The sequence below is a fragment of the Bradyrhizobium sp. 25ACV genome (assembly GCF_054863005.1).
In genome coordinates this window covers 525784-539532 of record NZ_JAVAYO010000001.1, presented here as the reverse complement: position 1 = coordinate 539532, position 13749 = coordinate 525784, and the positions used below count along the sequence as shown (strand labels likewise).

Annotated in this window: 14 protein-coding genes; 7 read left to right on the top strand and 7 right to left on the bottom strand. The window is 64.3% G+C overall.

Annotated elements, in window-relative coordinates:
- Nucleotides 1-44: 44 nt before the first annotated feature.
- Entirely contained in the window at nt 45-821 is a 777-nt protein-coding gene (locus RAD04_RS02330) for an SDR family oxidoreductase (RefSeq protein ID WP_461622466.1), read from the bottom strand.
- 154 nt (nt 822-975) lie between these two features.
- Here RAD04_RS02330 and RAD04_RS02325 point away from each other — a divergent pair, with 154 nt between their 5' ends.
- A complete protein-coding gene (locus tag RAD04_RS02325) occupies nt 976-2049 on the top strand; it encodes a tartrate dehydrogenase (protein ID WP_461622465.1) in 1074 nt (357 codons plus the stop codon).
- A gap of 115 nt (nt 2050-2164) precedes the next feature.
- Here the strand turns inward: RAD04_RS02325 and RAD04_RS02320 are convergent, their stop codons facing one another.
- From RAD04_RS02320 to RAD04_RS02305, 4 genes are all read right to left on the bottom strand, one after another.
- Entirely contained in the window at nt 2165-3238 is a 1074-nt protein-coding gene (locus RAD04_RS02320; protein WP_461622464.1) for a malate/lactate/ureidoglycolate dehydrogenase, read from the bottom strand.
- Between the two features lie 148 nt (nt 3239-3386).
- The gene (locus RAD04_RS02315; RefSeq protein ID WP_461622463.1) at nt 3387-4298 is read right to left on the bottom strand and encodes an NAD(P)-dependent oxidoreductase; all 912 of its coding nucleotides are present in this window, start codon (nt 4296-4298) and stop codon (nt 3387-3389) included.
- 12 nt (nt 4299-4310) lie between these two features.
- A complete protein-coding gene (locus RAD04_RS02310; protein WP_461622462.1) occupies nt 4311-5561 on the bottom strand; it encodes an allantoate amidohydrolase in 1251 nt (416 codons plus the stop codon).
- A 32-nt stretch (nt 5562-5593) separates the two neighbouring features.
- A complete protein-coding gene (locus RAD04_RS02305) occupies nt 5594-6511 on the bottom strand; it encodes a LysR family transcriptional regulator (RefSeq protein WP_018315615.1) in 918 nt (305 codons plus the stop codon).
- 119 nt (nt 6512-6630) lie between these two features.
- On the opposite strand from RAD04_RS02305, the gene RAD04_RS02300 reads away from it, so the two are divergent.
- The 6 genes from RAD04_RS02300 to RAD04_RS02275 all read left to right on the top strand — a co-directional run bounded on the left by RAD04_RS02300 (nt 6631) and on the right by RAD04_RS02275 (nt 12209).
- Nucleotides 6631-7446 carry a putative hydro-lyase gene (locus RAD04_RS02300; protein ID WP_461622461.1) on the top strand — a complete coding sequence of 272 codons (816 nt, stop codon included), beginning with the start codon at nt 6631-6633 and terminating at the stop codon, nt 7444-7446.
- A gap of 89 nt (nt 7447-7535) precedes the next feature.
- Entirely contained in the window at nt 7536-8780 is a 1245-nt protein-coding gene (locus tag RAD04_RS02295; protein ID WP_026201530.1) for an ABC transporter substrate-binding protein, read from the top strand.
- A gap of 196 nt (nt 8781-8976) precedes the next feature.
- Nucleotides 8977-9810, top strand: a complete 834-nt coding sequence (locus tag RAD04_RS02290) for a branched-chain amino acid ABC transporter permease (protein ID WP_240536472.1) — start codon at nt 8977-8979, stop codon at nt 9808-9810.
- Nucleotides 9810-10793: a branched-chain amino acid ABC transporter permease gene (locus RAD04_RS02285; RefSeq protein WP_091953533.1), complete on the top strand. Its 984-nt coding sequence runs from the start codon at nt 9810-9812 to the stop codon at nt 10791-10793. Before RAD04_RS02290 ends, RAD04_RS02285 begins: the two co-directional genes overlap by 1 nt.
- Nucleotides 10790-11521 carry an ABC transporter ATP-binding protein gene (locus RAD04_RS02280; RefSeq protein ID WP_018315620.1) on the top strand — a complete coding sequence of 244 codons (732 nt, stop codon included), beginning with the start codon at nt 10790-10792 and terminating at the stop codon, nt 11519-11521. Before RAD04_RS02285 ends, RAD04_RS02280 begins: the two co-directional genes overlap by 4 nt.
- Nucleotides 11505-12209, top strand: coding sequence for an ABC transporter ATP-binding protein (locus RAD04_RS02275; protein ID WP_461622460.1), 705 nt, complete (start codon nt 11505-11507; stop codon nt 12207-12209). The genes RAD04_RS02280 and RAD04_RS02275 overlap by 17 nt, the downstream gene beginning before the upstream one ends.
- 16 nt (nt 12210-12225) lie before the next feature.
- Here RAD04_RS02275 and RAD04_RS02270 read toward each other — a convergent pair whose 3' ends face one another.
- Nucleotides 12226-12627 carry a hypothetical protein gene (locus tag RAD04_RS02270; RefSeq protein ID WP_461622459.1) on the bottom strand — a complete coding sequence of 134 codons (402 nt, stop codon included), beginning with the start codon at nt 12625-12627 and terminating at the stop codon, nt 12226-12228.
- Nucleotides 12628-13011: 384 nt separating this feature from the next.
- Nucleotides 13012-13698: a 3-oxo-tetronate 4-phosphate decarboxylase gene (gene otnC, locus RAD04_RS02265; protein WP_461622458.1), complete on the bottom strand. Its 687-nt coding sequence runs from the start codon at nt 13696-13698 to the stop codon at nt 13012-13014.
- Nucleotides 13699-13749 lie beyond the last annotated feature (51 nt).

Here is a 13749-nt window from a genome sequence, read left to right as displayed (position 1 = left end):
ACAGTCTGGATTGCTTCGCTTCGCTCGCAATGACGTGGATAGAGTTAACCCCAGCCAGCGCTGATGCCGCCATCCACGGTGTAGATCACGCCCGACGTATACCCGGCGCGGTCCGACGCCAGGAACGCCATGAGATCGCCGATCTCGCGCGCATGTGCGGGACGGCCGAGCGGCAGGCTCTTCTGGAATTCCTTGTACCGGCTCTCGTCGCCGAACTGGTGCTTGGCCCGCGTCTTCAGCAGGGTGACGTGACGGTCGGTGCCGACAGGCCCGGGATTGATGCCGACCACGCGGATGTTGTCGGCGAGACTTTTTCCCCCGAGCGCGCGGGTGAAGGCCATCAGCGCGGCGTTGCCGGCGCTGCCGCAGATGTAGTTGGCATCGAACTTTTCGCCGGCCGCCCCGATGTCGTTGACGATGACGCCGCCACCCTTTGCTTTCATCTGCGCATAGATCTGCCGCGTCAGGTTGATATAGCCGAACACCTTCAATTCCCAGGCGTGGCGCCAGGTCGCCTCATCGATCTTGTCGATCGAGCCGCCGGGGATGTCGCCGGCATTGTTGACGAGCACGTCGATGTCGGCGGCTTCCTTCGCGAGCCGCGCCAGATCCTCGGCCTTGCGAAGATCGACGATGCTCGTTGCGGCATCGATCTGGTGGGCGGAACGCAGGCGCTCGGCCAGCGCCATGAGCTGGTCGCCGTTGCGGGCGGCGAGCAGGAGGTGCGCGCCTTCCTCGGCAAACGCTTCGGCGGCGGCGGCGCCAATGCCCTTGGACGCGCCAGTGATCAGGACGCGCTTGCCACGCAGATGCAGATCCATGAGGGTACTCGCAGGATAGGAACAGGATAAAATCAGTAGGCGCTTGGCCGCGCCATGGTCAACATTGCAGTGCAGCGTTGCACTGCCGCTGCGTTTGGTCCATTGCAATGCGGTCAAAAGGCGGCGACTGCCGGACCAACCAAGGACGTTCTCGATGAGCAAGAAACAATACCGGATCGCGGTCATTCCCGGCGACGGCATCGGCAAGGAAGTGATGCCCGAGGGCCTGCGCGTCGTGGAGGCCGCGGCGAAGAAGCACGGGGTCTCCCTGCATTTCGACCATTTCGACTTCTCGTCGTGGGACTATTACGAGAAGCACGGCCAGATGATGCCTGACGACTGGAAGGAGAAGATCGGCAAGCACGACGCGATCTATTTCGGAGCGGTCGGCTGGCCGGCCAAGATTCCGGACCACGTCTCGCTGTGGGGCTCGCTGATCAAATTCCGCAGGGAGTTCGACCAGTATGTGAACCTGCGCCCGGTGCGGCTGATGCCCGGCGTGCCGTCGCCGCTGGCGGGCCGCAAGCCCGGCGATATCGATTTCTGGGTGGTGCGCGAGAACACCGAAGGTGAATACTCCTCCGTCGGTGGCCGCATGTTCCCCGACACCGACCGCGAGTTCGTCACCCAGCAGACGGTGATGACCCGCACCGGCGTCGACCGCATCCTGAAGTTCGCCTTCGAGCTCGCGCAGTCGCGGCCGAAGAAGCATTTGACCTCGGCGACCAAGTCCAACGGCATCTCCATCACCATGCCCTATTGGGACGAGCGCGTGGAGGCGATGGCGAAGAAGTTTCCGGGCGTGAAGTGGGACAAGTACCACATCGACATTCTCACCGCGAACTTCGTGCTGCATCCGGATTGGTTCGACGTCGTGGTCGGCTCCAATTTGTTCGGCGACATCCTCTCCGACCTCGGTCCGGCCTGCACCGGCACGATCGGCATCGCGCCGTCAGGCAATATCAACCCCGAGGGCGATTTCCCCTCGGTGTTCGAGCCGGTGCACGGCTCGGCGCCTGATATCGCCGGCCAAGGCATCGCCAACCCGATCGGCGCGATCTGGTCGGGCGCGATGATGCTCGAGCATCTCGGCGAGAAGGAAGCCGGCCAATCGATCGTCGAGGCGATCGAGCGCACGCTGGCCGAACGCACGCTCCGCACCAAGGACCTCGGCGGCAACGCCGACACCACGGCCTGCGGCAAGGCCGTCGCGGATATGGTGGATTGATGGAGAATGCGTAGGGTGGGTTAGCATAGCGTAACCCACCTCTTTTTTCTCGGCGAAGAAGGTGGTGGGTTACGCCTGCGGCTAACCCACCCTACGATTTCTATTTCGTTCTCGATCAGCCAGCGATGTTCTCGATCGCCGCCAGGTCCAGCCCGAACTTCTGGCCGGCTGCGAGAATCTCCTGCCAGGTGGTCGGATCGACCGGAATGCCTTCGGCGAGGCGCTTCTTCTTGGTCTCGCGCTCAGGCTCGCCGGCGATCTTCACCTTCTCCACACCGGGACCGGGAGGCGAGCCGGTGTGCCAGGCGACGAAGCTTTCGACTTCGCTCGCCAGGTTCTCGCCGGTGCCGAGCTTGCCGGGATCTATGACGATCGAGAGCATGCCGTTGAGGACGTTGTACTTGCCGTCGGAGGGGCCCTTGACCACCTGCCCGCCGGAGAGCGCGCCGCCGAGGATTTCGCACACCAGCGCGAGCCCCGAGCCCTTGTGCTCGCCGAATGGGAGGATGGCGCCGTGCGGCGGGATCACGGTGTAGCGCGGGTTGGTGGTGGGCTTGCCTTCATTGTCGATGATGGTGCCGGGCTCGAGCGCGACGCCCTTGTTGTGGGCGACGCGGGTCTTGCCCTGCGCGATCCTGCTGGTGGCGAAGTCGAGCACGATGGGGTCCTTGCCGGCACGCGGAATGCCGACGCAGAACGGGTTGGTGCCGTGGCGCGCATCGCTGCCGCCCCAGGGCGCCACGATCGGGCGGGAAATGACATTGACGAAGTGGATCGAGACCAATCCGTGGTCGATGCACTGCTCAGCCCAGTGGCCGATGCGACCGATGTGATGCGAATTGGAGAGGCCGACGAGGCACACGCCGTTTCGCTTAGCGCGTCCGGCTGCCAGCTCCATGGCTTCATGACCGATCACCTGGCCGTAGCCGGTGAGGCCGTCGAGGGTGAGGAGCGGCCCTGTGTCGAGCACGATCTTGACGTGCGCGTTCACGGCGAGGCCACCCTTGGTTACGCTCTGGACATAGCGCGGGATCATGCCGACGCCGTGGGAGTCGTGGCCCTTGAGATTGGCCTCGACCAGATTGGTGGCCACGAGCTCGGCTTCGCGGTCTGAGGAGCCGCCGGCCTTGACGATGGCGCGGATGGCGTTGGTGAGCGGCTCTGCCTTGATGGTGCGATAGTCGGCCATTGTTGTTGCTCTTATCCTTTCACAATTTGGCGGGGAGCGTAGGGTGGGTTAGCCGAAGGCGTAACCCACCACGTCTGTCTCCGCGGAAACTAAAGAGGTGGGTTACGCCTTGCAGATGCGCTTCACGCACCTGCAAGGCTAACCCACCCTACGAATTCACGATTCGGCGGCAGTGCTCCCACGCCGCGCCAATCAGGTTCTCGCTCGCCTCCGGCGTGCGGAACGCCGAATGCGCCGACAGCGTGACGTTGGGCAGCTTTGTGAGCGGATGATCGCCGGGCAGCGGCTCGATGTTGAAAACGTCGAGGCCGGCATGGCGGATGTGGCCGGACTTCAGCGCATCGATCATGGCGGCCTCGTCGACGACAGCGGCGCGGGCAGTGTTGATTAGGATGACACCACGCTTCATTTTTGCGATCTTCTCGCGCGTGATCATGCCGCGCGTCTCGTCGTTGAGCAGCAGATGCAGCGACACGACGTCGCTCCTTGCCAGCACGCTGTCGAGATCGGTGAATTCCACGCCCGGATGGCTCTTCGGCGAGCGGTTCCAGGCGATCACCTTCATGCCGCTGCCGGAGGCAATGCGCGCGACCTCGGCTGCGATGCCGCCGAAACCGATCAGGCCGAGCGTCTTGCCGGTGAGCTGCATGCCGTCTTCGCGCAGCCAGTTGCCGCCGCGCATCTCGCGATCCATCATGGCGATGACGCGGGCCGAGGCCCACATCAGCGCGATTGCGGATTCGGCGACCGCGGTGTCACCATAGCCCTTGATCAGATGCACGGAGATGCCGAGTTCAGCCAGCTCCTCGGGGTTCATGTAGCTGCGCGCGCCGGTGCCGAGGAACACGACGTGCTTCAGCCCCGCACACTTCTTCGCCACCTCGGTCGGCAGTGCGGTGTGATCGACGATGGCGATCTCGGCGCCGTCGAGGATGTCAGGATATTGCTCGGGCTTGATGTCGGGATCCCGGTGGATCCGCACCTTGGGATCCCCGGGCTTCTCCAGCCGTTCCATGATCACGGCAAGCGCTTCATTGGCGTCGACGAAAACTCCGCGCATGGCTCTCTCCGGTCAGGACGCGACGCCGGCGATCGCCAGCACGGTATGCATGAGAACGTTGGTGCCGGCGGTGCAATCCGGCTGCGTGGCATCCTCCAGCTCGTTGTGGCTGATGCCGTCCTTGCAGGGCACGAACACCATCGCCGCCGGCATGATCGTGTTGAGATTGCAGGCGTCGTGGCCGGCGCCGGAGGTGATGCGGCGCGAGGAATAGCCGAGTGTCTTTGCCGCGTTCTCGACCGCCGAGATCAGCTTGGGATCGAAATGCGTCGGCGGCTTGCGCCAGACCAGGTCGATCTTGACCTCGACCTTGCGGCGCGCGGCGATCTCCGCAATCGCGGCGCGCAGATCGCGATCGAGCCCGTCCATGATGGCGCCGTCCGCGCTGCGGCAATCCATGGTGAAGGCGATCTCGCCGGGAATCACGTTGCGCGAGGGGTTTGCGATCACGGCTTCGCCGATAGTGCCCACCGCGTTTGGTCCGTGCTTCCTGGCGATGGACTCCATCGCCAGCACGATCTCCGACAGCGTCGCCAGCGCGTCGCGCCGTAGCGGCATCGGCGTCGATCCGGCATGACTCTCGAAGCCGGAAATCTTGCCGTCGTACCACAGCACGCCCTGGCCGGAATCGACCACGCCGATGGTCTTGCCCTCGGCCTCCAGGATCGGGCCCTGCTCGATGTGCAATTCGACGAAGCAGCCGAGCTTCTGGAAGCCGACCGGCTTGTCGCCGCGATAGCCGATGCTGTCCAGCGCCTGGCCGACGGTGGTGCCCTCGGCGTCCTTGCGCGACAAAATGTCGTCGGTGGTGAAATCGCCGACATAGGCGGCCGAGGCCATCATCGCAGGTGCGAAGCGCGAGCCTTCCTCATTGGTCCAGTTGACGACGCAGATCGGTGCTTCGGTCTCGATGCCGGCATCGTTCAGCGTGCGGATCACCTCCAGCGCGCCGAGCGTGCCCAGAATGCCGTCATACTTGCCGCCGGTCGGCTGCGTGTCGAGATGCGAGCCGATGCCGACGGGCGGCTTCGACATGTCGCGGCCCTTGCGCAGGCCGAATTGTGAGCCGAGCGCATCGGCGTGCACTTCAAGACCAGCGTCCTCGCAGGCCTTGCGGAACCAGTCGCGCACCTGCTTGTCTTCGCTGCTCAGAGTCAGCCGCCGCACGCCGCCTTTGGCCGTCGCGCCGAATTGCGCGGTCTCGTGGATGGAGCCCCAGAGGCGGGCGGAATCGATTTGCAGATTGGTGGCGGCTCGGCTCATGCGGTTGGTCTCTCGATTGTCCGGCGCCTTTTTCAATGACGCGCCAGCGCGGGCGCGTCAACTGCGAGGCTGCTCTGCGCAATCTGCCGTGCAAGCTCGGCGACGCGCTCCACGGCGACGACGTCGGGCGAGGCGAGCCAGCTTGCGGTGAACGTCAGCGGTGCGATGGCAAGATCGGTGTCGAGCAGCTGCAATCGCCCGTCGGCGAGTTCGTTCTCGACGATCGCATCGGGGATCACGGCGACGCCGAGGCCTTCGACCGCCATGTGGATGACGGTCGCGAGCGATGCGGACGCGTGCAGCCGGATCGGCGGCAGCTCCGGCCGGTCGAACACCTCGCGCACGACCTCGTAAGGCTTGGTCTTGCGCGGGAAGGTGATGATCGGAAACCGCGCAAGCTCCGCCGGTGTCACCCGGCCTTTGCCGAGGCCGAGCGAAGGGCTTGCGAGGAAGCCGATCGGGTAATCGGCGAGCACGCGATTATGCACGCCGGACGCCGACAGCGGTCCAACCACGAAGGCAAGCTCGATCTCCTGCGCGAGCAGGCGCGCGGTGAGATTGGGCGTGATGTCGACCTCGATCTCGAGCGACAGGTTCGGATAGACCTGGTTCACGCTCTTCACGAGGCGCGGCAGCCAGGTGTGCACGATGGTCTCGGCGACGCCGAGCCGCATCACGCCGCGCATCGCCGAACGGTCGCCGATCTCGGCCATCATCTGCGCGCGCAGGCCGATCAGCTTCTCCGCATAGACCATCATCTGCCGGCCGCTCGGCGTCGGCGAGGCCACGCGGTGGTCGCGGTTGAGGAGCTTGACGCCCATCTCGCGCTCGAGCTGGGCGATGCGCTGGGAGATCGCCGGCTGGGTCGTATTGAGCCGTGCTGCGGCGCCGCGGAAGCTGCCGAGCTTTACGACCCAGAGAAAAGTCTCGATCGACCTGAAGTCCAGCATTGGAAGGATTTTCCTCGTCGATAAAATGAATTTATCGATATCGATTAGAAAGGACGATTAGACTTTATAGCACGCTTGGTGTTGGCTGTCTTTGTCGAGTTTATAGGCAGGTCGATTACATGACTGTTTTGGTGGCAGTGCAGCAAACTGAAACGCCCGACGCCCTCCCGAGCCGCAAGGCGCGGCTTGCCTACCGGCAAGGGCTGGTCGCCTCCAGCGCCGGCGTCGCCCCCGGCTTCGTCCAGGGCAATCTGGCGATCCTGCCGGCGGAATATGCCAGCGCCTTTCATCGCTTCTGCCAGCTCAATCCGAAGCCGTGCCCGATCATCGGCATGTCCGATGTCGGCAGTCCGCACATTCCTTCGCTCGGCGCCGATCTCGACATCCGCACCGACGTGCCGCGCTACCGCGTCTGGCGCGACGGCGAGGTCGTTGACGAGCCGACCGATGTGACGAAGCATTGGCGCGACGATCTCGTGACCTTCGTGCTCGGCTGCTCCTTCTCGTTCGAGGAAGCCTTGCTCGACGAGGGCATGCCGATCCGGCACATCGAGCGCAATGTGCGCGTGCCGATGTATCGTACCAACATCGCCTGCGGCGAGGCCGGTCCGTTCGCCGGTCCCATGGTGGTGTCGATGCGTCCGTTCAAGCCGGCGGATGCGATCCGCGCGGTGCAGATCACGTCGCGTTATCCCGCTGTGCACGGCGCGCCCGTCCATCTCGGCCATCCGCATCTGATCGGCATCAAGGACATCGCCAAGCCGGACTACGGTGATCCGGTGCCGGTCGCCGACGACGAGATTCCGGTGTTCTGGGCCTGCGGCGTGACGCCGCAATCAGTGATCAACGCCGCCAAGCTCCCGTTCGCGATCACGCATTCGCCCGGCCTGATGCTGGTGACGGATCTCAAGAACAGGACCATGGCCGTGATTTAGTGGGCAGCGCTTGCTGCTTCTTCGGGCTTTACCGCATCCATCAATCGCTTCATTCGATCAGCCGAAATTCAGTAACAGGGGACTTTGCCATGACGATCACTCGCCGCGACGTATTGTTGGGAGCCACCGCGACTGCCGCACTGGTGCCGCTCGCGGCGCGCGCACAGACTTCGGAAGTCGTGATCGGTGTCATCTATCCGTTCTCCGGTGGCAGCGCGCAGCAAGGCGTCGATGCGCAGAAGGCCTACGAGACCGCGCTCGAGGTCATCAACAAGGACACCGATTTCGACCTGCCGCTGGCGAAGGGCGAGGGCCTGCCGGGCCTCGGCGGCGCCAAGGTCCGCCTCGTGTTCGCCGATCACCAGGCCGATCCGCAGAAGGGCCGCGCCGAAGCCGAGCGCCTGATCACGCAGGAGAAGGTCTCCGCCATCATCGGCACCTATCAGAGCGCCGTCGCCGTCACCGTCAGCCAGATCTGCGAGCGCTACCAGGTCCCGTTCGTCTCCGCCGACAACTCCTCGCCGAGCCTGCATCGCCGCGGCCTGAAGTATTATTTCCGCGCCGCGCCGCATGACGAGATGTATTCGGCCGCGATGTTCGACTTCTTCGACGCCATGAAGAAGAAGGGCACCAAGATCGAGACGCTGTCGCTGTTCCACGAGGACACCATCTTCGGCACCGATTCCGGCAACGCCCAGGCCAAGATCGCCGGCGAGCGCGCCTACAAGATCGTCACCGACATCAAGTATCGCGCCAACTCGCCCTCGCTCTCGGCCGAGGTGCAGCAGCTCAAGTCTGCGAACGCCGACGTGCTGATGCCCTCGAGCTACACCACCGACGGCATCCTCCTGGTCAAGACCATGGCCGAGCTCGGCTACAAGCCGAATGCGATCGTGGCGCAGGACGCCGGCTTCTCCGAGAAGGCGCTCTATGATGCCGTCGGCGACAAGCTCGAAGGCGTGATTTCGCGCGGCACCTTCTCGCTCGACCTCGCGCAGAAGCGCCCGATGGTCGGCAAGATCAACGAGATGTTCAAGACGCGGTCGGGCAAGGACTTCAACGACCTCACCTCGCGCCAATTCATGGGCCTGATCATCCTTGCCGACGCCATCAGCCGCGCCAAGTCGACCGACGGCGAGAAGATCCGCGATGCGCTGGCCGCGACCGACATCCCGGGCGAGCAGACCATCATGCCCTGGAAGCGCGTCAAGTTCGACGAGATGGGCCAGAACAACGATGCCGACCCGGTGCTGCTGCAGTATATCGGCGGCAAATTCGTCACCATCTTCCCGCCGCAGGCCGCGATCGCCGAGGCGGTCTGGCCGATGAAGTAAGACTGGGACGCGGGAGCTCAGATGCAGCTCCCGCCCTCATCCTGAGAAGCGGGCGCGGCCCGCGTCTCGAAGGACGAGGGCTGGGCCATCCTTCGAGACGCGCGCCTGTGCGCGCTCCTCGGGATGAGGATCTATTTCGGGGGACAGACTTTTGACAGCCCAAGCCATTATCCAAAGTCTCGCCAGCGGTCTCCTGATGGGGCTGCTGTACGGACTGATCGCGGTCGGCCTCGCGCTGATCTTCGGCCTGATGGACGTCACGAACTTCGCCCATGGCGAGTTCCTGATGATCGCGATGTACCTGTCCTTCTTCCTGTTCGCGTTCTTCGCGATCGACCCCTTGCTGTCGGCGCCGTTGGTCGCCGCGGCGCTCTTTATCTTCGGAGCGGTGGTCTACTTGCTCATTGTACGCTTCGCCATGCGGGCCAAGGCCAACGCCGGCATGGTGCAGATCTTCACCACCTTCGGCCTTGCCATCGTGATGCGGGGTCTGGCGCAGTTCTTCTTCACGCCTGATTATCGCAGCATTCCGCAATCCTGGCTCGGCGGCAAAACCATCTCGGTCGCCGGCATCTTCCTGCCGGAGCCGCAGCTGGTTGGCGCGCTGGTCTCGATCCTCGCCTTTGCCGGCCTCTACTTCTTCATCCATCGCACCGATTTCGGCCGCGCGCTGGAAGCCACCCGTGAAGATCCCGGAGCGGTCGCGCTGGTCGGCATCGACAAGAACCGCGTGTTTGCGTTCGGCTGGGGCCTTGGTGCCGCGCTGGTCGGTCTCGCCGGAGCGATCATGGCAAGCTTCTTCTATATCTATCCCGATGTCGGCGCGTCCTTTGCGCTGATCGCCTACGTCACGGTGGCGCTCGGCGGCTTCGGCAGCGTGTTCGGCGCCTTTGCCGGCGGCATCATCGTCGGCCTGGTCGAAGCGACCACCGCGCTGGTACTGCCGCCCTCGCTGAAATCGGTCGGCATTTACGCGGTCTATCTGCTGGTCGTCTTCATCCGGCCGCGCGGCCTGTTCGGATCGATCTGATGGACAAGGATTTTGCAGCGCGGCGCCGCCGCGACCTCATCATCGCCGCGGTGCTCGCCGTGATTGCCGCGCTGACGCCATTGTTCGTGAAGGACGTCGTCGTCCAGAATATCCTGATCCTGACGCTGATGTATGCGGGACTGTCGCAGAGCTGGAACATCCTGTCCGGCTATTGCGGGCAGATCTCGCTCGGGCACGCGCTGTATTTCGGCCTGGGTGCCTACACCACCGAGTTGCTGTTCACGAAGTTCGGCGTGCTGCCCTGGTTCGGCATGCTGGCGGGCGGCGTGGTGTCGGCGCTGATCGCGATGGGGCTCGGTTATCCCTTCTTCCGCCTGCGCGGTCATTACTTCGTGATCGCCACCATCGTCATCGCCGAGATCGGCTTGCTTCTGTTCCACAACTGGGAATGGGCCGGCGCTGCGATGGGCATCACCATCCCGATCCGCGGCGACAGCTGGCTGAAATTCCAGTTCCTGCGCACCAAGCTGCCATACTTCTATTTCGCGCTGGCGCTGTGCTGCCTCGCCTGGTTCGTCACCTGGTGGCTGGAGAACTCGAAATGGGGATTCTGGTGGCGCGCGGTGAAGGACAATCCGGACGCGGCCGAGAGCCTCGGTGTCGACGTGTTCAATTCCAAGATGGGCGCGGCCGCCGTCTCCGCCTTCCTGGTCGCGGTGGGTGGCAGCTTCTATGCCCAGTTCGTCTCCTACATCGATCCTGAAAGCGTCATGGGCTTCCAGTTCTCGCTCTTGATGGCGCTGCCCGCCGTGCTCGGCGGCATCGGCACCCTCTGGGGGCCGGTGCTCGGCGCCGCGATTCTGATCCCGCTGACGGAGCTGACCCGCTTCAAGTTCGGCGGTTCGGGGCGCGGCGTCGACCTCATCGTCTACGGCACGCTGATCGTGCTGATCTCGCTGGCCTTGCCGCGAGGACTGCTCAGTCTGTTCTCACGCCCGAAGAAGACGGGGGCCGCACGATGACCGCGCTTCTTGAAACCCGCGGCGTCTGGCAGCGGTTCGGCGGCCTCGTCGCCAACAGCGACGTCTCGATCTCGGTCGGCCGTGGCGAGATCGTCGGCCTGATCGGCCCGAATGGCGCCGGCAAGTCGACGCTGTTCAATCTCATCGCCGGCGTGCTGCCGCCGACGCAAGGCTCGATTCTGTTCGACGGCGAGGACGTCACCCACATGCCGGCGGCCGAACGCTGCCAGCGCGGGGTGGGGCGTACCTTCCAGGTGGTCAAGAGCTTCGAGACCATGACCGTCATCGACAACGTCATCGTCGGTGCGCTCGTGCGCAACACGGTAATGCGCGAGGCCCGCCGCAAGGCGCACGAGGTGCTGGAGTTCACTGGCCTTGCCGCGCGCGCCGACGTGCTCGCCAGCGACCTCGTGCCGGCCGAGAAGCGCCGTCTCGAAGTCGCCCGTGCACTCGCGACCGAGCCGAAGCTGCTGCTGCTCGACGAAGTCCTCACCGGCCTGACGCCGACCGAGGCGCAGACCGGTGTCGCGCTGGTGCGCAAGGTGCGCGATGCCGGCATCACCGTGTTGATGGTCGAGCACGTCATGGAAATCGTAATGCCGCTGGTTGATCGCGCCATCGTACTCGACCTCGGCAAGGTGCTGGTCGAGGGCAAGCCCGCCGATGTCGTCCGCGATCCCAAGGTGATCAGCGCATATCTGGGAGATCGTCATGCTGTCGGTGCGTGAAGTCACGACCGCCTATCAGGGCCTGGTCGCGATCTCCGCGATCTCGATCGAGGTTCAGAAGGGCGAGATCGTCTGCGTTGCCGGCGCCAATGGCGCGGGCAAGTCGACGCTGCTCAAATCCATCGCCGGTGCCGAGCGTCCGCGCTCAGGCACCGTGACGTTCGACGGCAAGCGCCTCGACGGCATGGCGCAGCACCACATCACGGCGACCGGCATTGCCTACGTGCCGGAAAATCGCCGCCTGTTCCCGCGCCTGTCGGTGCGCGACAATCTGCGTCTCGGCAGCTATCTCTACCGCGGTGAGGCGAACCGCGAGGGGCCGCTCGATCTCGTCTTCCAGCTGTTTCCCCGCCTGGGCGAGCGCCTGGAGCAGCGCGCCGAAACGCTCAGCGGCGGCGAGCAGCAGATGCTGGCGATCGGCCGCGCGCTGATGACGCGCCCGCGTCTGTTGATGCTGGACGAGCCCTCGCAGGGCATCATGCCAAAGCTGGTCGACGAGATTTTTCAGGCCGTGAAGCGCATCCGCGACGCCGGCATGACCGTGCTGATCGTCGAACAGCGCATGGCCGAGTGTTTGGAGATCGCCGACCGCGCCTACATCCTGCAAACCGGCCGCGTGCTGATGCAGGGCCCCGCGGCTGAGATCAGGGGCAATCCCGACGTGAGGAAGGCGTATCTCGGATTGTAGCCGCTCGCTACGATCCCTATCCCGATTGCTTCTTGTTCCGGTTCTTGCTTGCGCCGCGCAGCGTTGACGCGGGTGCAGAAGGTTGCCCGAAGCCATTCATCTGGATGCGCGAGAGCAGGTCGACATAGCTTTCGATGCTACCGGCGGAGGCCTCGGTGTAGCATTGGATGCGAATTGTCTCCGGCGTTGTCGTCCAGATGGACCCGAGCTGTTGCTGTGCGGTCTGCTCGTCGCTCATGCAGGCCTCGTAGGACTGCGGCTCGGTCAGCGACTTGTCGATCTCCTGAGTTGCCTTGCAGTTGGCCTCGACCTTGAGATCGGGGACGCCGCCGCGCCCGGACGTCTGGGCGTTTGCGGAAAGTGACAAGACAATAAAGCAGGCGGCAGAGAGGAAGGCGCAGGATACTTTGAAATCCATGACAATTCTCCCAGCGATCGATGAAACAACTCCTTCAGTCAGTTACAGGGGGATCATGTGCTCGCGATCCCGGTGATGCAAATCAATTCGGCAGTGTCAGACGGTGTCGTAGCCCGGGTGAGCAAAGCGATATCCGGGGCCCTGGTCCCGCATATCGCTTTGCTCATGCGGGCTACGATCGTCTCGTTCCACAATCTCTGCCGTCATCCTGAGGTGCGCGATCTTCGCGCGCCTCGAAGGATGGGCCGCGAGCGCCTGTAGCCCATCCTTCGAGGCTTCACCTTGCGATGCGAATGCATCGCAAGGCTCGCACCTCAGGATGACGTCGGTGGGTGTGATGGGCGGCCGTCGCCATATTCTCCGCAATGACGGTGGGAGCCGGGCTCAATGCCCGTGCCCATGCTCCGGCAGCGCCACCCCGAACACCTTCACCAGATCCGTCACCTGCTCCGGCGACAGATAGCGCGGGTTCATCCCGCGCAGCAGCAGATACAGCTTCGCCGTCTCCTCCAGCTCCTCCGTCGCGAACACCGCGGCTTCCAGCGTGTCGCCGGCAACCACCGGGCCGTGATTGGCGAGCAGCACCGATGAATATTTCCCCGCCAGGCCCTTGATCGCATCCGCAACCGCGGGATCGCCGGGGCGGTAATACGGCACGAGCGCGGTGGCGCCGCATTTCATCAGATAATAGGCCGTCATCGGCGGCAGCGCGGCGCGCGGGTCGATCTCGGGCAGCATCGAGAGGGCGACCGAGTGTGTCGAATGCAGATGCACGATGGCGCGGGCACTGCCGCGCGTGTCGTAGAGCGCGGTGTGCAGCGGAACTTCCTTGGTCGGGGCATCGCCCGACACCAGCCGGCCCTGCTCGTCGAGCCGCGACAGCCTCGCAGGATCGAGGAAACCGAGCGAGGCATTGGTCGGCGTCACCAGCCAGCCGCCGCCGTCCAGCCGGACGCTGATATTGCCGGAGGAGCCGGGCGTCAGCCCGCGCTCGAACAGGGACCGTCCGAAGCGGCAGATATCCTCGCGCAGCCTTGTCTCGTTGCTCGTTTCGGTTCTCATGGCCGTCATGCCCGCTTGTCTCACGCTTTGGCAGCGCGGCCAAGCCGTGTTATCGGTTCG

Bases quoted from the DNA above. Each gene is read 5' to 3' on its own strand.
- RAD04_RS02330 (WP_461622466.1), bottom strand. From the start codon at position 821: ATGGATCTGCATCTGCGTGGCAAGCGCGTCCTGATCACTGGCGCGTCC.
- RAD04_RS02325 (WP_461622465.1), top strand. From the start codon at position 976: ATGAGCAAGAAACAATACCGGATCGCGGTCATTCCCGGCGACGGCATC.
- RAD04_RS02320 (WP_461622464.1), bottom strand. From the start codon at position 3,238: ATGGCCGACTATCGCACCATCAAGGCAGAGCCGCTCACCAACGCCATC.
- RAD04_RS02315 (WP_461622463.1), bottom strand. From the start codon at position 4,298: ATGCGCGGAGTTTTCGTCGACGCCAATGAAGCGCTTGCCGTGATCATG.
- RAD04_RS02310 (WP_461622462.1), bottom strand. From the start codon at position 5,561: ATGAGCCGAGCCGCCACCAATCTGCAAATCGATTCCGCCCGCCTCTGG.
- RAD04_RS02305 (WP_018315615.1), bottom strand. From the start codon at position 6,511: ATGCTGGACTTCAGGTCGATCGAGACTTTTCTCTGGGTCGTAAAGCTC.
- RAD04_RS02300 (WP_461622461.1), top strand. From the start codon at position 6,631: ATGACTGTTTTGGTGGCAGTGCAGCAAACTGAAACGCCCGACGCCCTC.
- RAD04_RS02295 (WP_026201530.1), top strand. From the start codon at position 7,536: ATGACGATCACTCGCCGCGACGTATTGTTGGGAGCCACCGCGACTGCC.
- RAD04_RS02290 (WP_240536472.1), top strand. From the start codon at position 8,977: ATGGGGCTGCTGTACGGACTGATCGCGGTCGGCCTCGCGCTGATCTTC.
- RAD04_RS02285 (WP_091953533.1), top strand. From the start codon at position 9,810: ATGGACAAGGATTTTGCAGCGCGGCGCCGCCGCGACCTCATCATCGCC.
- RAD04_RS02280 (WP_018315620.1), top strand. From the start codon at position 10,790: ATGACCGCGCTTCTTGAAACCCGCGGCGTCTGGCAGCGGTTCGGCGGC.
- RAD04_RS02275 (WP_461622460.1), top strand. From the start codon at position 11,505: ATGCTGTCGGTGCGTGAAGTCACGACCGCCTATCAGGGCCTGGTCGCG.
- RAD04_RS02270 (WP_461622459.1), bottom strand. From the start codon at position 12,627: ATGGATTTCAAAGTATCCTGCGCCTTCCTCTCTGCCGCCTGCTTTATT.
- otnC (WP_461622458.1), bottom strand. From the start codon at position 13,698: ATGACGGCCATGAGAACCGAAACGAGCAACGAGACAAGGCTGCGCGAG.